Raw genomic sequence first — 18,469 nt, 5'->3', positions numbered from 1 at the left:
CCTGAACGTATATGTCGAAAAGTTTCGATGGACCTAAGGGCTCGGCGGGTCCGACAGTGGACGCATGACGACATCTGACGCCACGCCGCTCGAAGCCCACGAGGACCCGCACGCCAACGACGCCGCCCCCTACTCCGGCGGCGACCCGTACGCCGACTACCGCCACTTCGGCGACACCGAGAGCTACGCGGAGCTGGTGGACCTCGCCGACCGGCGCCTGGGCGCGGGAGTCATCGCCGCGAACGACGAGTTCTTCGCCCAGCGCGAGAACCTCCTCGTCCGCGAGCCCGCGGTGTTCGACCCCGAGCACTTCGGGCACAAGGGCAAGATCATGGACGGCTGGGAGACCCGCCGCCGCCGCGGCACCGCCGAGTCCCCCTTCCCCGCGCCCGGGGACCACGACTGGGCGATCGTCCGGCTCGGCGCGCCCGGCGTGATCCGCGGCATCGTCGTGGACACCGCGCACTTCCGCGGCAACTACCCGCAGCGCATCAGCGTCCAGGCGGCGTGCGTGGAAGGCTCCCCGAGCCCCGAGGACGTCACCGCGGCCGACGTGAAGTGGGAGGAGCTGATCGCCCCGACGCCGGTGCGCGGCCACGCGGCGAACGGCTTCACGATCACGTCGGAACGCCGCTACACGCACCTGCGCCTCTGCCAGCACCCCGACGGCGGTGTGGCCCGCCTGCGCGTGCACGGCGAGGTGGTCCCGGACCCCGAGTGGCTCGACCTGCTCGGCACGTTCGACCTGCTCTCGGTCCTCAACGGCGGCACGTACGAGGACGCGTCCGACACGTTCTACTCCTCGCCGACGCAGATCATCCTGCCCGGCACGTCCCGCAAGATGGACGACGGCTGGGAGAACCGCAGGCGCCGGGTGCACGGCACGAACGACTGGGTCCGCTTCCGCCTCGCCGCGCAGGGTGCGATCCGTGCGGTGGAGATCGACACGGCGTACCTGAAGGGGAACGCGGCCGGCTGGATCGCCCTGAGCGGCCGCAACGGCGACACGGGCGAATGGTTCGACATCATCCCCCGCACCCGCCTCCAGCCCGACACCCTCCACCGCTTCCCACTCGCCGCCCAGGCCATAGCCACCCACGTACGCCTGGACGCCTTCCCGGACGGCGGCGTAGCCCGGATGCGCCTGCACGGCTCCCTGACGGAAACGGGCCGCGACCGACTGCGCACCCGTCACGCCGAGTTGAACGGCTGATCACTCGCACACGCGAAGGCGCCCGGCACCGAGGAATCCGGTGCCGGGCGCCTTGCGCTGTGCCCGCGAGTGCTACGCGTCAGCCCCCTGCGCACGAAGCGCACGCTCCACGCCCGCCCGCGATTCCGACACCAGGCGGCGCAGGGCCGCGTTCGGTTCGGCTGTGGTGAGCCAGGATTCCGTTGCGTCCAGGGTGGACTGCGAGATCTGGATCGCCGGGTACAGGCCGACCGCCACCTGCTGGGCCATCTCGTGGGAGCGGGACTCCCAGACGTCCTTCACCGCGGCGAAGTACTTCTCCGTGTACGGGGCGAGAAGGTCGCGCTGGTCGGTCTGGACGAAGCCGGCGATGACCGCTTCCTGGACCGCGTTCGGGAGCTTGTCGGACTCGACGACCGACGCCCAGGCCTCCGCCTTCGCCTCCTCGGTGGGGCGCGCCGCGCGGGCCGTCGCCGCGTGGCGCTCGCCCGCCGCGGTCCGGTCCCGCTCGTACTCCGCCGCGATCTCCGCCTCGTCGTAGCGGCCGACCGCGGCGAGCCGCTCCACGAACGCCCAGCGCAGCTCCGTGTCGACGGCCAGGCCCTCGACGGTCTGCGTGCCCTCCAGGAGCGCCTCGAGCAGGTCGAGCTGCTCTGGCGTGCGGGCCGTCGCCGCGAACGCGCGGGCCCACGCCAGCTGGTGGTCGCTGCCCGCCTCCGCCGCCCGCAGGTGCGCCAGCGTCGCCTCGGTCCAGGTCGCCAGCGCCGCATCGCGCCCCACGGGGGCCGCGTACAGGTCGATGGCCAGCTTCACCTGGCGGTGCAGGGACTGCACGACGCCGATGTCCGTCTCCTTGCCGATGCCCGAGAGGACCAGCTCCAGGTAGGCGCTGGTGGGCAGTTCGGCGTCGCGCGTCATGTCCCAGGCCGAGGCCCAGCACAAGGCGCGCGGCAGGGACGCCTCGAAATCGCCGAGGTGCTCGGTGACGAACGCGAGCGACTCCTCGTCCAGGCGGACTTTCGCGTACGACAGGTCGTCGTCGTTGAGGAGGATCACGGCCGGGCGGCGCTTGCCGGCCAGCTGCGGGACCTGGGTCAGCTCGGTGGCCGTGACGTCCAGCTCGACGCGCTCCACGCGCACCAGCTTGCCGCTGTCGTCATCGAGGTCGTAGAAGCCGATCGCGATGCGGTGCGGGCGCAGCGTCGGCTCGCCCTTGGCGCCGGCGGGGAGCGCGGGCGCCTCCTGCCGGATGGCGAAGGACGTGATGACGCCGTTCGCGTCCGTCTCGATCTGCGGGCGCAGGATGTTGATGCCGGCCGTCTGGAGCCAGGCCTTCGCCCACGCGGTCAGGTCGCGCCCGCTGGTCTCCTCCAGGGCGCCGAGCAGGTCGGACAGGCGCGTGTTCCCGTATGCGTGGCGCTTGAAGTACGCCTGCACGCCCTGGAAGAACTCGTCCATGCCGACGTACGCGACGAGCTGCTTGAGGACGCTGGCGCCCTTGGCGTACGTGATGCCGTCGAAGTTGACGAGGACGTCGTCGAGGTCGCGGATCTCCGCCATGATCGGGTGCGTGGAGGGCAGCTGGTCCTGCCGGTACGCCCATGTCTTCATGGTGTTGGCGAACGTCGTCCACGAGTGCGGCCAGCGGCTGTCCGGCGAGTACGCCTGGCAGGCGATCGACGTGTACGTGGCGAACGACTCGTTCAGCCAGAGGTCGTTCCACCACTCCATCGTCACGAGGTCGCCGAACCACATGTGGGCCAGCTCGTGCAGGATCGTCTCCGCACGCACCTCGTACGACGCGTCCGTCACCTTCGAACGGAACACGTACTGGTCGCGGATCGTGACCGCGCCCGCGTTCTCCATCGCGCCCGCGTTGAACTCCGGCACGAAGAGCTGGTCGTACTTGGCGAAGGGGTACGCGTAGTCGAACTTCTCCTGGAACCAGTCGAAGCCCTGCCGCGTGACCTCGAAGATCGCGTCCGAGTCGAGGAACTCGGCGAGCGAGGGCCGGCAGTAGATGCCGAGCGGCACGGACTGCCCGCCCGGGCCCTCGTACGAGGAGTGCACCGAGTGGTACGGGCCGACGATCAGGGCCGTGATGTACGTGGAGATGCGCGGCGTCGGCTCGAAGCGCCAGACGTCGTCCTTGGGCTCCGGGGACGGGGAGTTGGAGATGACCGTCCAGCCCGTCGGCGCCTTCACGGTGAACTGGAAGGTGGCCTTGAGGTCCGGCTGCTCGAAGGAGGCGAAGACGCGGCGCGCGTCCGGGACCTCGAACTGCGTGTACAGATAGGCCTGCTGGTCGACCGGGTCGACGAAGCGGTGCAGACCCTCACCCGTGTTGGTGTACGCGCAGTCGGCGACGACCCGCAGCTCGTTCGGCCCCGCCTCCAGGTGCTTGAGCTCGATCCGCGAGTCGCGGAACACGGCGGCGACATCGAGCGAATGACCGTTCAGGACGACCTCGTGGACCGCCGGGGCGACCAGGTCGATGAACGTGTGGGCGCCCGCCTCGGCGCTCTCGAACCGCACGCTGGTCACGGACCGGTAGGTGCCGCCCTCCTGCGCTCCCGAGAGGTCGAGATCGATCTCGTACGACTCGACATCGAGCAGTTTCGCCCGCTGCTGCGCCTCTTCACGGGTCAGATTGGTGCCAGGCACGCGGTCATCTCCTAGATCCGGTCTACGTTTTTGACGTTCCGGTCATCCTTCCACGAGGGAAGCGGAGAGCGCGATGTCCGTTTTCCGCCGGTGAACCCGCGTGCGCGGGACGAGCCTGGAGTACATGACCACGTACACCGCACAGCCCATCGCACCGGCCACTCTCAAGGAGCTGCGGGACACCGACGACGCGGGCCGCCCCTGCGTCGCGTTCACCGCCACCGAAGACGCGGCCGTAGGGTCCCCGCTGCGCTGCTGTCTGCGCTCCGTCGAGCCCGGCGAGCGGATCGCGCTCGTCTCGTACGCGCCGCTTCGGCGCTGGAGCGAGGCCACGGGCGCGCACCCGGGCGCGTACGACGAGCAGGGCCCGGTCTTCATCCACGCCGACGACTGCGATGGACCGGCGGCGGACGCCGGCGGCTACCCCTTCGACCGGCCCGGCGCCCTGCGCACCGTGCGCCGCTACGACGCCGAGGGGCACATCGTCGGCGGGCGCCTCCTGGAGATCCCCGAGGACACGACGGCCGGCTTCGACGCGGCGTTCGCCGAGGCGTTCGAAGACCCGCACGTGGCGCTCGTCCACGTGCGGGCCCTGGAGTACGGCTGCTTCCAGTTCGAGGTGCGCAGGTCGCGGTAGAACCGCCGCGCGTCCGCGGTGGGCGGGCGTCAGCCCTTGAGCTCGGCCGCCACCAGCTCCGCGATCTGCACCGCGTTCAGCGCGGCGCCCTTGCGGAGGTTGTCGTTCGAGACGAACAGCGACAGGCCGTTCTCCACGGTCTCGTCGCCACGGATGCGGCCCACGAACGAGGCGTCCTGGCCCGCGGCCTGGAGCGGCGTCGGGATCTCGGACAGCGCGACGCCGGGGGCGCCGGACAGGATCTCCGTGGCGCGCTCGACGGAGAGGGGACGGGCGAAGCGGGCGTTGATCTGCAGCGAGTGCCCGGAGAAGACCGGGACGCGCACGCAGGTGCCGGAGACCTTGAGGCCCGGGATCTCGAGGATCTTGCGGGACTCGTTGCGGAGCTTCTGCTCCTCGTCCGTCTCGTTCAGACCGTCGTCGACGATGGAGCCGGCCAGCGGCAGCACGTTGAACGCGATGGGCCGCTTGTAGACCTGCGGCTCGGGGAACTCGACCGCGGAGCCGTCGTGCGTGAGCTTGTCCGCCTCGGCGACGACCTTCTGCGCCTGGCCGTGCAGCTCGGCGACGCCCGCGAGGCCGGAGCCGGAGACGGCCTGGTAGGTGGCGACGACCAGCGCTTCGAGGCCGGCCTCCTCGTGCAGCGGACGCAGGACCGGCATCGCGGCCATCGTCGTGCAGTTCGGGTTGGCGATGATGCCCTTGGGGCGGTCAGCGATCGCGTGCGGGTTGACCTCGGAGACGACCAGGGGGACCTCGGGGTCCTTGCGCCAGGCCGACGAGTTGTCGATCACGACCGCGCCCTGGGCCGCGACCTTCTCGGCGAGCGCCTTGGAGGTGCTGCCGCCCGCGGAGAAGATGACGATGTCGAGGCCCGTGTAGTCGGCCGTCGAGGCGTCCTCCACCGTCACACCGTCGATGACCGTCCCGGCCGAGCGGGCCGAGGCGAACAGGCGCAGCTCGTCCACCGGGAAGTCCCGCTCGACGAGGATCTTGCGCACGACCGTGCCGACCTGACCGGTGGCTCCGACGATTCCGACCTTCACAGGGGTTTCCTCCGTACGTACACGAACAGAACAGCGGGGGTGCCGCTCCATGATGCGTCTGTCCCCGGCCGCCTTGTCCAATCCATTGTCCGAGGTGCGGGACGCCACATTCATCCCTGTCTCACGGTGCGAACGTTTCGCCCGGTCCCGGCGTCCTAGGGGAAACGCGGGAGAGCCAGGGGGAGGGGAGGGGCATTGCTGCGCAGAAGAACGCGCCGCGCGGAGGCGGCCGATCCGCTGGATGCCGCACAGGAGGACCGGGTGCGGGCCGTCCTGTCGCTCGGCGGGGTACCGCACGGCGATCTTCAGGACGGCGTGCAGCAGGTGCGCCTGCGGCTCCTTGAACGGGCCGCGCGGGGCGACGAGGCACCGCGCGACGTGTCGGCGTGGGCCGCCGTCGTCGCCTCGAACCTCGCGATGGACTGGCACCGGGCCCGACGCCGCCAGGAACGGCTCGGGGAGCGCCTCGCCTCGCTGCGCCAGGAGCAGCGCGCGGAGGACGGCGCCGAGTCGCGGGTCCTCTCGCTGGCCGTGGCGCAGGGCCTGGACGAGCTGCCGGACACCCAGCGCCAGGTCGTCGTCCTGCGGTTCTACGCGGATCTCCCGGTGCGGGCGATAGCCGAGGAGCTGGGCATCCCTGAGGGCACGGTCAAGAGCAGGCTGCACACGGCGGTACGGATGCTGCGGGCGCGGCTGCGCGAAGGGGAGGTGGTGTGACATGGAGCACGAGGACCGGGCGCTGATGCAGGCGCTCACGGGGGAGCCGCTGCCCGATCAGGACGCGGCCGACCCCGGGGCGGTGGCCGCGCATGCCGCCGCGGTGGCCGATGTCGCGCTGCTCGCGGAGCAGGTGCGGGGGATCGGGGACGCGCTGGCCGCGCGGGAAAGGCCGCGCCCCGCGCCGGTGGTCGCCCCGCGGCCCCGGCGCAGGCCCCTCGCCGTCGCCTTCGGGGCGCTCGCCGCCGCGTGCGCGGCCTCGCTGCTCGGCGGGCTCGTATGGCTGGGCGTCGCCGGCGCGCCGGGCGCCGCCGACGACAAGTCCGCGGCGGACCATCGCGGGGCCTCGGACAGCGGGAAGCAGGGCGCGGACGTGACGCCGGAGGGCTTCGTGGCGTGCTCGCGGCTCATCGTCGAGGGCACCGTCGTCCGGGTCGAGCCCGTGCCCGGCGCGGAACGCGACACGATCACGCTGACCGCGACCCGCTACTACAAGCCCGCCGAGGGACCGGAGAAGGTCACCTTCCGGATGGATCATGACGTCGACCCGCGACTGAAGCCGGGCGACCGCACGCTGATCAGCATTCCCAAGGGCGGGGAGCACCCGGACAACTGGGCCACGAAAGCCGCGGACCGCGCGTCCCTGCGCGACATGGTCGTCAACGCGCTGCCCGGCTCCCGCGCCCTGAAGTGCTCGAAGGCCCCCGGCCCGGGCGTGTGACGCGTCGTACGAACGGGACGGGAAAGGGCGGGCGCCCGTACGGACGCCCGCCCCTGCCGTTACCCGGTCACCGTTACGGCGTGACCTTCTCGATCTTCACGCTGCCGAGCCCGGCGACCGTGCCGCGCCCGTTCAGGAGCTGCACCTCGCCGAAGAACTCGCGGCCCTCCGGCGCGGCGGCCGCGGCGACGACCTCGGCGGTGACCTGGGTCGTGTCACCGTTGCCGAGCTTCACGGACTTCGCCTCGTCGACCTTGACCTGGCCGAGCGTCGGGGAGAAGAACACGTCGCGGTAGTCGTACTCCGTCGAACCGGACGGGACGGAGTAGCCCACGACCTCGACCGTGTACGTGCCGGCGGCCGGCTTGCTGATGCTGACGGCCTCCTCGGAGTCGCCGTCGGCGGACTGCCCGACCTGCCGGCCGTTCTCGTCGTAGACCGTCAGGTCCAGGTCGGCGGCGTTGTCGGAGACGCCGCCGATGGCGACGTCCAGACGCTCGGCGCCCGCGGGGACGACGACCGTGGAGGTCTGCGTCTCACCCTCCTTGACGGACGGACGCGCCGTCTTCGACGAGCCGAGCGGACCGCCCTTCAGCTTGCCGTCGAGCGCGGCGAACTGGTTCGTCACCTTCCAGGAGACGGCGGCCGGGGTGCCGACCTTGGCCTCGGGGACGGTCTGCACGGCCGGGTCGAAGGCCGCGCCGAGCACGGCGACGTCCAGCTTGTACGGGTTGTCGAGCTGCGGCGACGTACGGCGCGCCTCGACCTCGATCTCCCAGACACCGGCCTGCGGGTCCGCGTACGAGCGCAGGTCGGGGCGGCAGGTGTTGGCCGGGTTGTAGTTCGGGTAGCAGCTCGGCGTCGATGTGTCGTCGACGGGGACGCCGTACGGGTGGATCGAGATGAAGCGGGTCTGGCTCTTGTCGGCCAGGCCGCTCATCGCGACCTCCAGGGACTTGGCGCCCTCGGGGACCGTCAGGAAGTACGACTTCGTGCTGTTGCGCTGCACGGAGCCGGAGTCCGAGAACGTGTACGACGGCTTCGCGAGCGGCGTCGCGACGACGACGGTCGCCATGACCTGCTGGTCGACGCCCTCGGTGCGCGGGTCGTCCACCTCCAGGACGGCGCTGCGCAGACCGGCGCTCTTCGGCGCGGCCTGCACCTTGACGGTGACCGGCTTGTTCAGCGGCAGCGAGACGGTGTCGTCGCCGAGGATGCGGAACGTGGAGCCCGAGTTGTTCTTGAGGGACAGCTCGTGGCGGACCGCGCGGTCCGGGCCCGACGTGCGCGTGACGGTGACGTCGTAGGTCTTCTTCTGGCCGGCCTTGAGGCCGCCCTCGCGGTCGTAGATGCCGGTGCCGAAGCCCGGGTCCTTGAGCGCGTAGTCGATCGCGGTGTCGACCGGGGCCTTCACCGTGTACGTGTGGGCGCTCGCGCCGTCCTCGATGGAGTCCCACGCGTCGACGATGTCGATGAGGCCGGAGCCCTCGGCGTACGCCTGCTCGCCGCTGATGTGCTTCGCGGTCGAGGTGAGCGCCGTGCGCAGCTTCGCCGGGGTGAGCGCGATGTGCTTCTGCTTCGCGGCGGAGAGCAGCAGGGCCGAGGCGCCCGCGGCCTGCGGGGACGCCATCGAGGTGCCCTGGAGCATCGAGTAGCCGGCCGGCAGGCTGTAGCCCGCCTCGGCGACCGGGGAGCCCGGCAGCCAGGTCTGCGTCGTGTTGATCGCGGCGCCGGGCGCGGTGATGGTCGGCGTGAAGCCGCCGTCCTCACGCGGGCCGCGCGACGAGAACGGCATCATGGCGTACGACTTCGTCACGCCTGAGCCGTAGTTGGACGCCCAGGTCTCCTTGGAGACGGACGCGCCGACGGAGATGACCTTGTCGGCGAGGCCGGGGTCGCCGATGGTGTTCGCGCCGGGGCCGGAGTTGCCCGCGGAGATCACGAGCTGGACGCCGGAGTCGTCGATGAGGCGCTTGTAGAGCAAGGCGCGCGCGTTGTTGCCGTCGTTGAGGGCGGGCAGGCCGCCGATCGACATGTTGACGATGTCGACGCCGCGCTTGGTGACGAGGTCGATCATGCCCTCGGTGAGCGCGACGTTGGTGCAGCCGCCGGACCAGGTGCAGGCGCGCGAGGAGACGAGCTTCGCGCCGGGCGCGGCACCGCTCATCTTTCCGCCGAACAGGCCGTTGGCGGAGGTGATGCCCGCGACGTGCGTGCCGTGCTCGGACTCGATGACGCCGATGTTGACGAAGTCGGCCTTCTTGCCGACCCAGTCGCCGCCGTACGGGTCCATCGGGACGTCCTTGCGGATCTCCACGACGAACGGGATCCGCTCGACGACGTCGGTCGCCGGGTTGTCCTTGCCGAAGTACCCGATCTGGTAGCCGTCCTTGTACGGCTTCATCGGGGTGTCGTCGGTGAAGTCTGCGTTGTCGTTCAGGTCGACGGTGACCGTGCCGGCCTTGGCGTCGTAGAGGACGGCCCAGGAGTCGGTGGTGTCGCCGTCGCGGTTCAGGTCGCCCTTGGCGTCGCCGCCGGTGGTGGCGGACTCCTTGAACGTCGAGACCTGGTACGAGCCGGCCGCGGCCTTGAAGGTCCGGCCGCCGAACGTGAACGTCGGGCCGCTCACGTTGGTGACCATCGCGCGCCAGGTGGCGTCGCCGTCGACGATCGGGTCGGTCGAGGTGACCCAGTCGACGATCTTGCGCTCGCCGGTGGTGGTCTTCTGGAGCGCCGGGTGACCGAGGTCCACACCGGAGTCGAGGATGCCGATCGTGACGCCGCGGCCGTCGGCCTTCGGGTGGTCCTGCACGAAGTCGACGGCGCCCGTCTCGAAGGACGGGTTGTACGGGTTCTTCGCCGGGGTGGACTTGCCGGGCGCGGCGTACGAGCCCTCGGCGCCCTTCGAGCCCTTGGCGGTGTCGCCGGCCGGGGTCGGGTCGTCGAGCTCGATCTCGTGGCGCAGGTCGATGCCCTGCACGGAGGAGAGCTTCTCGGCCGCCTTGATCGCGGCGTCCGCCTTGGCGGTCGGCACGGTGGCGCGGACGTAGCCGAGCTTGTCGTAGGTCCGGCCGACGGAGCCGCCCTTGACGGCGTCGAGCTGGTGCGCGACCTGCTCGGTCGCTCCGGGGGCGGTCGCGACCATCATGGTCACGTTCTTCTCGCCGGACGCCTCGGCCTGGTCGAGGAGCTGGGCGTCGGACGAACCGAGCTTGTCACCGGCCGACTTGACGGGTGCGTCGGCCGACGGGGTGGTGTCCGTGTCCGCGGAGTAGGCCAGGGGTATCGGCCCGGCTGCGGTGAGCGCTGCGACGAGGCCGGCCGCGGCCGCGAGCCGGGCCGCCCGTCTCGCTCCGGATATCGGTGCGCGCTGGGGATCGAGGGTCATCAGCATCCCTGTACGTAAAGGTCGGAAAGGGTCCGGAATTCGGTGCCGGATGACCGCTCAGCTTTACGTAAGTGGCGCCTGTTTGGGGAGAGTTGCCCGTGACGTGATCAGGTCATGGCGTACTTCCGCCATACGTCATCACGGACAAAGCGGGGCGTTCGGGGAATCGCGCACAGCGGGGTGTGGCACACGCGCCCCACGAGGAGAGCCGCCCGCCGCGCCACCGACCCGCACGTTCACCACCCCGACCCGCCGTGGACCGCATAACGTCACCGTGTGCACAGGGAACTGAGGGTCGCGGCCTACGCAGTCTGCGTACGGGACGGGCAGGTGCTGCTCGCCCGCTGGGTGGCCGGCGACGGCACCAGACGCTGGACGCTGCCCGGAGGAGGCATGGACCACGGGGAGGACCCGTACGACACCGTGATCCGCGAACTCGACGAGGAGACCGGCTACGCGGTCGAACCCGGCACCCTCCTCGGCGTCCACTCCGTCCTGCGCCGCTACCCGCGCAAGCTCGGCGCCGTCGCCGACTTCCACGGCCTGCGCCTCGTCTACGAGGGCCGGATCACCGGCGGCGAACTGCGCCACGAAGTGAACGGCTCCACCGACATGGCCGCCTGGCACGCCCTCGACGACGTGCCCCGTCTCGCCCGCGTCGAACTCGTCGACGTGGGCCTCGAACTGTGGCGCGAGCGGCCCGCCGCAGGCCACGTCTTCCCCGAAAAGTGAACACGGAGTGACCGGCTCCTCTACGGCACAAGAGGCGTTCATGGCCGCGCAGGGTGGTCGGTGATCCACGTGGCGTGATCGGCGTTGCCCGTTGCCGCCGCGTTAACGCGCAGGTCATCCCCGATGCCAACGATCCAGTACGAGCGGGTAGTTCTGCCACGGCGAGCGCCCCGCGACCACTGCCGACGCGTTAGCACTCGGGGAGACCGCGCCATGCCGCGCATACGCTCTGTCGCCGACACCGCTGCTTCAGCCACCGCCGCCAAGGCCGCCTCCATCGCCTCGGCACTCGACCGCCGCACCTTCCTCGCCGCGTCCGGAGCCGTCTCCCTGACGGCCGGGATCGGCTACGCACTCGGCCCCGGCACGGGCAGCGCGGCCGCGGGCCCCGCGGCGCCACCCGTCCCGGCCGCCGTCTCCCGCCGGGCCCCGGCCGCCCCGCTCGCGCCCTACACGCGCGGCACCACCCTCGGATCCGTCGCCGCGGCCCCGGCCGGCGCGGGCTACCGGCGCCTCGGCGACGGCCCCGCCTGGCAGCGCGTCGTCCGCGGCGACCTCGCGTCCGCCAAGTCCGGGCGTGAGGGCCGCCGCACCGCGCTCGCCGCGTTCGTCCAGTTCACCGACCTCCACCTGGTCGACGTACAGCACCCCCTGCGCTACGAGTACCTGCGCGCGCAGACCGCGAGCGCCTGGCGCCCCCAGGAGTCCCTGTCGGTCGCCGGGGCGGTCTCCCTCGTGGAGCGGGTCAACGCGCTGCGCGGGGCGCCCGTCACCGCGTCGCCCCTGCACTTCGTCATGACGACCGGCGACAACACCGACAACAACGCCAAGTCGGAGCTGGACTGGTTCCTGACGGCGATGAGCGGCGGCCGCATCACCCCGAACACCGGCGACCCGCGCCGCTACGAAGGCGTGCAGGACAGCGGCCTCAAGCTGTACTGGCACCCGGACGCCGCCCTGCGCGACGCCGACAAGCAGCTCGGCTTCCCCCGCGTCCACGGCTTCCTGGACGCCGCGATCGCTGAGCTGCGCAGCCCGGGGCTCAACCTGCCCTGGTACTCGACCGTCGGCAACCACGACGCGCTGCCCGGCGGCTGCTACGCGCCCGGCGACTCCTTCTTCGCCGAATTCGCGGTGGGCGGGCGCAAGCTCATGGAGCTGCCGGACTCCGCGGGCAAGGCGATCTGGGACAACGTGAAGAGCGGCGGCGACCCGAAGGGTCACGGCTTCAAGGAACTCCTCAAGTCCCAGGCGCGCCACATGCGTTCGGTCACCCCGGACGAGTCCCGCGCCCCCTTCACCCCGGCCGAGTACCTCAAGGCCCACCTCGACCCGGCGCACCTGGGCCCGGGCCCGCACGGCCACGGCTACACGCAGGCCAACGTCGACGCGGGCACCCAGTACTACGCCTTCCGCGTCTCGGACGACATCCTCGGCATCAGCCTCGACACGACGGACCCCGGCGGCCACTACGAAGGCTCCATCGGCACGGCCCAGCTCAACTGGCTGGAGCGCACGCTCAAGGACAACGAGAAGAACGGGGACTCCCACGTCCTCGTCTTCAGCCACCACACCAGCAAGACCATGCGCAATCTCCGCCAGGACCCGCACCACCCCGGCGAGGCCCGGCACGGCGGCGACGAGCTCCTCGCGCTCCTCGGCCGCCACCGGAGCGTCCTGGCCTGGGTCAACGGCCACAGCCACAAGAACGCCATCACCCCGCACGCGGGCCCCGAGGGCGGCTCCTTCTGGGAGATCTCGACGGCGTCCCACGTCGACTTCCCGCAGCTGGCCCGCGTCATCGAGATCACCGACAACCACGACGGCACGGTCTCCCTGTTCACCACGCTCATCGAGTCCGCGGCCCCGCACCGCACCGACTTCAGCGACCTCACCCAGACCGGTCTCGCGGCCCTCTACCGCGAACTCTCCTTCAATGTCCCCGGATCCCGCGCCACCCTCTCCGGCACCCCCGGCGACCGCAACACGGAACTCGTCCTTCGCAAGGCCTGAGACGCGAGGCCTGAGATGCAAGGCCTGAGAACGGCCTGATCCCGCCCAACCCGATCATGGTCCTCAACCCCTGCCCGTGACACCTGAGTCCCCCAGGTCGACCGCAGCGCACACAGCTGCAGAACATCGGCGAAGGAGACAAGGGATGTCAGTGCGTACCGGCCTGGTGGGTGTGGCCGTAGTGGTGTCGGTGACGGCGGGGGCGCTCGCGACCCCCGCTCTCGCCGATGCGCCGGCCAAGGACGGACACGGGGCGACGCAGCAGGCCATGGACGCCGCCGTCGCGGCGGGCGTGCCCGGGGTGACGGGGCAGGCGACGGACAAGTACGGGACCTGGAAGGGCACTTCGGGCCTCGGTGACCTGCGCACGGACACCCCGCGCGGAGACCGGGACCGCTATCGCGTCGGCAGCATCACCAAGACGTTCGTCGCGACGGTCCTCCTCCAGCTGGAGGCCGAGGGCAGGCTGAGCCTGGACGACACCGTCGACCGGTGGCTGCCCGGCGTCGTCACCGGCCACGGTCACGACGGCAGGAAGATCACCGTCCGCCAGCTGCTCAACCACACGAGCGGGATCTACAACGTCACGGCGGACAAAGACTTCCAGCAGACCGTCTTCTCCCGCGACGGCTTCCTGAAGCACCGCTACGACACCTGGTCACCCGGCAAGCTCGTGTCGGTCGCCATGGCCCACAAGCCCGACTTCGCGCCCGGCACGTCCTGGAACTACTCCAACACCAACTACGTGCTGGCCGGCATGGTCGTGAAGGAGGTCACCGGCCACTCCTACGCGGACGAGATCCGCCACCGCGTCATCGAGCCCCTCCACCTGCGCGCCACCAGCCTGCCCGGCACCACCGTCACCGTGCCCCGCCCGGCGAGCCGCGCCTACTCCAAGTTCCCCGACGACCCGGACAAGAAGACGTACGACGTCACGGAGCTCAACCCGACCCTCGCCTCGTCGGCCGGCGAGATGATCTCCGACTCGGCGGACCTGAACCGCTTCTACTCGGCGCTCCTCGGCGGCCGGGTGCTGCCCGCCGCACAGCTCGCCGAGATGAAGACAACCGTCCCCGTGCCCACGGGGAAGGGCGAGCCCGAGGTCGGCTACGGTCTCGCCCTCATGCGGCAGAAGCTGAGCTGCGGCAAGGAGATCTGGGGCCACAGCGGCGGCATCCACGGCTCCAGCTCGGACGCCGTGACCACATCCGACGGCCGCCACACCCTCGCGTTCAACTTCAACGGCGACTGGACGGGCGACAGCCAGGCTGTCATCGAGGCCGAGTTCTGCCCCAAGTAGCCGAGACAGACGGTGAATTGAGCGGCCCGGGCCCCGGCGGTGTTCAGCGCGGAAGCACCATCACATACGCCGCCGGTTCCCGGTCCGCGGACGCCATCAGCGCGGTCCGTACGACCGTAGCCTGCTGTTCGGGGGACTCGCGCAGTTTGCGCGGCGTGATGTGGACGACGGTGATCCCGAGGCGCTCCAGGTGCTCGCGCTTGCGGGCGTACTCGGACCACTCCGGGCCGTCGCTCTCCTCCTGGAGCTCGGGGCGCAGCCCGTGCCGGGGGGCGTTGGGGCCTCCCCTGCTCGAGCGCAGCCGAGAGCTTGGGGAAGTGTCCAGCTCCACGGCGACGGCCTGGTCCGGCCAGTACGCGTCGACACCGCCGAGGTGCGGCCCGCCGGGCAGGCGCAGGTCCACGTGCCACAGCGGGTCGGGCAGGCCGTACTCGCGCACCATCTCGTACATCCGGTCCTCGGCGATGGCGCGCCCCTCGGCGAGCAGCGAGTCCACGGCGTCGATGACGTGCGGGCGGGTGAGGAGCCCGGCCTGGTTCAACTCCCTTACCACGGCGGCGGGTTCGCAGTGCCCGTCGCGGACGGCCTCGGTGAGCAGGCGGCGCACCGCCCCCGCCTCCGAGAGCTGGGCGACGGCGTCCGCGAGGGCGCGCGGCACCGGCGCCACCGGCACCCCCGAGATCCGCTGTGGCGTCGGCATCCCGTGAGTGCGCACGAGGCGTGCGAAGCCGGTCGAGCGCAGCCGCCGGGTGCGCGGCACCAGGACGTCGATCCGGTCGAGGGAGAGCAGCGGCGGAACGGACACGAAGCGGTGCAGGGCGAGCGCGGCAAGTCCCGTGACCATCGCGTGGGCGTACGGGGTCTGGGGCGCGGCCTGCGGGGGGTGCGGCTGGTCGGGGGTGGTCTGCGTGGGCACGGCGGCAGCGGTACGGGTCTGGGGGCGACCCGCGTACAGGAGGACGGCGTGCAGCCGCTCGTCGGGTGTGGGCGGGCCGGGGTGGAGCAGATACACGCCGGGCAGGAGCTGCTGCCAGGGGCCGCCCGGCCTGCACTGCTCGTTCAGGGCCGCGGAGTTGACCCCGTGCGCCTTGAGCTGGGCGGCGCTCAGCACGCGCTGCCGGGAGTCGTCGAGGTGCTGGAGGGGCCGGGGGGACAGCGGGGTGTTGTGGTTCATGACCCGGCCATTCCCGGCGCCGCCCGGGCTCCTAACCCCTGTTACACGCCCGTCGACGAAAAGGGACAAGCCTGCCCTAAAGTACGGGCGTTCGACTGCCGAGAAGGGCAGGCGGGCGCCGGGTTACGGCCGGAAGTACCCGCGTTCGGTAACTCCCGGCCGCAGTGGCCCTGTTGTGCTCGCCGGGGCTACATCCCGGCCGTCGCGTCGCACGCCTGTGCGCGCAGGGCGCGGGCCAGGTCGTCGCGGGCCTCCAGGACGAGGCGGCGCAGCGCGGGCGCCGCGTCCTCGTGCGCCGCCAGCCACGCGTCGGTCGCGTCGAGGGTGCCCTGCGAGTCCTGGAGCGAGGGGAAGAGACCCTTCACCACGTCCATGCCGATCTGGATGGACCGCTCCTCCCACACGCGCTCGATCGCCGCGAAGTACCGCTCCGCGTACGGCGCGGTCAGCTCGCGCTGCGCCGGCTGCTGGAAGCCCGCGATCGTCGCCTCGACGAGCGCGTTCGACAGCGCGTCCGACTCGACGACCTGCGCCCAGGCCTGCGCCTTCACCGCCGCGGACGGGCGCGCCGCGAGGCAGCGCACCTGGTGCCGCTTGCCGGAGGCGGTGTCGTCGCGCGCCAGCTCCGCGTCGATCACCGACTCGTCGGCCGCGCCCGTGGAGGCGAGGGCCTGCACGAACTGCCAGCGCAGCTCCTGGTCGACATCGAGCCCGTCGATCTTCGCGGTGCCGTCGAGCAGGCCGCGCAGCAGCTGGAGATCGGCCTCGGCGGACGCGACGGAGGCGAAGAACCGCGCCCACGTCAGCTGGTTCTGGCTGGCCGGCTCGGCGAACCGCAGCTCCCGCAGGGCGCCCTCGGCGAGCTGCCGGCTGCCCTCGGCGCGCCACTCGGGCGCCGCGTAGTGCGTCACCGCCGAGTTCGCCCAGGTGTGCAGCATCTGGAGGACGCCGATGTCGCTCTCGCGCCCGGCGAATCGCAGCACGAGGCCGATGAAGTCACGCGCGGGCATGAGCCCGTCCCGCGTCAGGCTCCACAGCGCCGACCAGCACAGGGCGCGCGCGAGGGGGTCCGTGATGTCACCGAGGTGCTCGCGCAGGGCGGCCAGCGAGTTCTCGTCGAAGCGGATCTTGCAGTAAGTGAGGTCGTCGTCGTTGACCAGGACCAGCTCGGGAGCCTCCTCGCCGGCCAGCTCGGACACCACCGTGCGCGGTCCTTCGACGTCCACCTCCGCGCGCGCGTACCGCGTCAGCTCTCCCTCGGCGGAGCGGCGGTACAGGCCCACCGCCACGCGGTGCGGACGCAGTTGGGGGTGCGACTCGGCGGCTTCCTGGATCACGGCCAGCTCGGTGATCCGGCCCTCGGCGCTCAACGTCACCTGCGGCGTGAGGGAGTTGACGCCCGCCGTCTGCAGCCACGCCCGCGACCACGTGGCCATGTCGCGCCCGCTGGTCTCCTCCAGGACGGACAGCAGATCGCCGAGCTGCGTGTTCCCGTACGCGTTCCGCTTGAAGTAGCGCCGCGCGCCTTCGAGGAACGCCTCGCGCCCCACGTAGGCGACGAGCTGCTTCAGGACGCTCGCGCCCTTCGCGTACGTGATCCCGTCGAAGTTGAGCTTGGCGTCCTCCAGGTCGCGGATGTCGGCCGTGACCGGGTGCGTGGAGGGCAGCTGGTCGGCGCGGTACGCCCATGCCTTGCGGTTGTTGGCGAAGGTGATCCAGCCGTTGGTGAAGCGCGTCGCCTCGACCATCGAGAACGTCCCCATGAAGTCCGCGAAGGACTCCTTGAGCCACAGGTCGTCCCACCACTGCATGGTGACGAGGTCGCCGAACCACATGTGCGCCATCTCGTGCAGGATGACGTTCGCGCGCCGCTCGTACGACGCCTGCGTCACCTTGCCGCGGAAGATGAACTCCTCGCGGAACGTGACACAGCCCGGGTTCTCCATCGCGCCGAGGTTGTACTCCGGCACGAACGCCTGGTCGTACTTCCCGAAGGGGTACGGGTAGTCGAAGTGGTCGTGGAAGAAGTCGAGCCCCTGCTTCGTCACCAGGAACACGTCGTCCGCGTCGAAGTGCTTCGCGAGCCCCTTGCGGCACATCGCGCCGAGCGGGATCTCCAGCTTCGTACCGTCCTCGAAGACCCGCTCGTAGAGTTCCGTCACATAGTGGTACGGGCCCGCGACGATCGCCGTGATGTACGTCGAGATCGGCTTCGTCTCCGCGAACTTCCAGACACCCTCAACGAGTTCCCCCACCCCGTTCGACCAGACCGTCCAGCCCTCGGGAGCCTGCACGCTGAAGCGGTAGGGCGCCTTGAGGTCGGGCTGCTCGAAGCCCGCGTACACGCGCCGCGAGTCGGCGGGCTCGTACTGCGTGTAGAGGTAGACCTCGCCGTCCTCGGGGTCGACGAAGCGGTGCATGCCCTCGCCGGTGCGGCTGTAGGCGCACTGGGCGTCGACCACCAGCTCGTTCTCGGCGGCCAGGCCGTCGAGCGCGATCCGCGTCCCGTCGAAGACGGCCGCCGTGTCGAGGTCCTCGCCGTTCAGCGTCACCGCGTTCACGGACGGCGCGATCAGGTCCACGAAGGTCGCGGCGCCGGGCTCGGTGGCCCGGAACCGGATCGTGGTCACCGAGCGGAACGTCCGGGGACCCTCGCCCTCGGTCTCGCCGATCGCGGACCGCAGATCGAGCTGGACCTCGTACCCGTCGACGGACAGCAGGCCCGCCCGCTCGCGGGCCTCGTCGCGGGAAAGATTCTCTCCGGGCACGGGCGGCACTCCCTTGTGACTCGACTGGCTGCACTTGTGGTGCGAACAGGACCGATCCTGCCATGTGCCCCTGACGCCTGACAGCCGGGAATGGCAGGCCCGTGCGGGACGTTGCGG

At 71.0% G+C, this 18,469-nt stretch carries 12 protein-coding genes; 7 read left to right on the top strand and 5 right to left on the bottom strand.

The features are described 5' to 3' along the window. Positions 1–64: 64 nt before the first annotated feature. Positions 65–1,213 carry an allantoicase gene (alc, locus tag ACY0PA_RS16480; RefSeq protein WP_473085326.1) on the top strand — a complete coding sequence of 383 codons (1,149 nt, stop codon included), beginning with the start codon at positions 65–67 and terminating at the stop codon, positions 1,211–1,213. 72 nt (positions 1,214–1,285) lie between these two features. Here alc and pepN (ACY0PA_RS16475) read toward each other — a convergent pair whose 3' ends face one another. Next, positions 1,286–3,856 (bottom strand): aminopeptidase N, encoded by a 2,571-nt coding sequence (gene pepN / locus ACY0PA_RS16475; protein ID WP_473085325.1) that lies wholly within the window; start codon positions 3,854–3,856, stop codon positions 1,286–1,288. Between the two features lie 124 nt (positions 3,857–3,980). Here pepN (ACY0PA_RS16475) and ACY0PA_RS16470 point away from each other — a divergent pair, with 124 nt between their 5' ends. Further along, positions 3,981–4,493, top strand: coding sequence for a DUF1203 domain-containing protein (locus ACY0PA_RS16470; protein WP_473085324.1), 513 nt, complete (start codon positions 3,981–3,983; stop codon positions 4,491–4,493). 29 nt (positions 4,494–4,522) lie between these two features. Here the strand turns inward: ACY0PA_RS16470 and ACY0PA_RS16465 are convergent, their stop codons facing one another. Then, positions 4,523–5,539, bottom strand: coding sequence for an aspartate-semialdehyde dehydrogenase (locus tag ACY0PA_RS16465; protein ID WP_473085323.1), 1,017 nt, complete (start codon positions 5,537–5,539; stop codon positions 4,523–4,525). A gap of 195 nt (positions 5,540–5,734) precedes the next feature. Here ACY0PA_RS16465 and ACY0PA_RS16460 point away from each other — a divergent pair, with 195 nt between their 5' ends. Together ACY0PA_RS16460 and ACY0PA_RS16455 are read left to right on the top strand one after the other, a co-directional pair. Then, positions 5,735–6,256 carry a sigma-70 family RNA polymerase sigma factor gene (locus tag ACY0PA_RS16460; protein ID WP_100594182.1) on the top strand — a complete coding sequence of 174 codons (522 nt, stop codon included), beginning with the start codon at positions 5,735–5,737 and terminating at the stop codon, positions 6,254–6,256. 1 nt (position 6,257) lies between these two features. Further along, positions 6,258–6,977, top strand: coding sequence for a hypothetical protein (locus ACY0PA_RS16455; RefSeq protein ID WP_473085322.1), 720 nt, complete (start codon positions 6,258–6,260; stop codon positions 6,975–6,977). 73 nt (positions 6,978–7,050) lie between these two features. Here ACY0PA_RS16455 and ACY0PA_RS16450 read toward each other — a convergent pair whose 3' ends face one another. Next, complete coding sequence (locus tag ACY0PA_RS16450) at positions 7,051–10,365, bottom strand: S8 family serine peptidase (protein WP_473085321.1); 3,315 nt, start codon at positions 10,363–10,365, stop codon at positions 7,051–7,053. A gap of 276 nt (positions 10,366–10,641) precedes the next feature. Between ACY0PA_RS16450 and ACY0PA_RS16445 the strand changes: the two genes are divergently transcribed. The 3 genes from ACY0PA_RS16445 to ACY0PA_RS16435 all read left to right on the top strand — a co-directional run bounded on the left by ACY0PA_RS16445 (position 10,642) and on the right by ACY0PA_RS16435 (position 14,410). After that, positions 10,642–11,097 carry an NUDIX hydrolase gene (locus ACY0PA_RS16445; RefSeq protein ID WP_329573376.1) on the top strand — a complete coding sequence of 152 codons (456 nt, stop codon included), beginning with the start codon at positions 10,642–10,644 and terminating at the stop codon, positions 11,095–11,097. 213 nt (positions 11,098–11,310) lie between these two features. After that, a complete protein-coding gene (locus ACY0PA_RS16440; protein WP_473085320.1) occupies positions 11,311–13,110 on the top strand; it encodes a TIGR03767 family metallophosphoesterase in 1,800 nt (599 codons plus the stop codon). Positions 13,111–13,255: 145 nt separating this feature from the next. Further along, entirely contained in the window at positions 13,256–14,410 is a 1,155-nt protein-coding gene (locus ACY0PA_RS16435) for a serine hydrolase domain-containing protein (protein WP_473085319.1), read from the top strand. A gap of 43 nt (positions 14,411–14,453) precedes the next feature. Here ACY0PA_RS16435 and ACY0PA_RS16430 read toward each other — a convergent pair whose 3' ends face one another. Both ACY0PA_RS16430 and pepN (ACY0PA_RS16425) read right to left on the bottom strand, forming a co-directional pair. Further along, a complete protein-coding gene (locus ACY0PA_RS16430; protein WP_473085318.1) occupies positions 14,454–15,584 on the bottom strand; it encodes a hypothetical protein in 1,131 nt (376 codons plus the stop codon). Positions 15,585–15,772: 188 nt separating this feature from the next. Beyond that, the gene (gene pepN / locus ACY0PA_RS16425) at positions 15,773–18,352 is read right to left on the bottom strand and encodes an aminopeptidase N (RefSeq protein WP_473085317.1); all 2,580 of its coding nucleotides are present in this window, start codon (positions 18,350–18,352) and stop codon (positions 15,773–15,775) included. Between the last annotated feature and the right edge of the window lie 117 nt (positions 18,353–18,469).

It is taken from the genome of Streptomyces sp. DS1-CR2 (assembly GCF_055760475.1).
The sequence above is the reverse complement of the archived record's forward strand: the minus strand, read 5'-3'. Positions and strand labels throughout refer to the sequence as shown.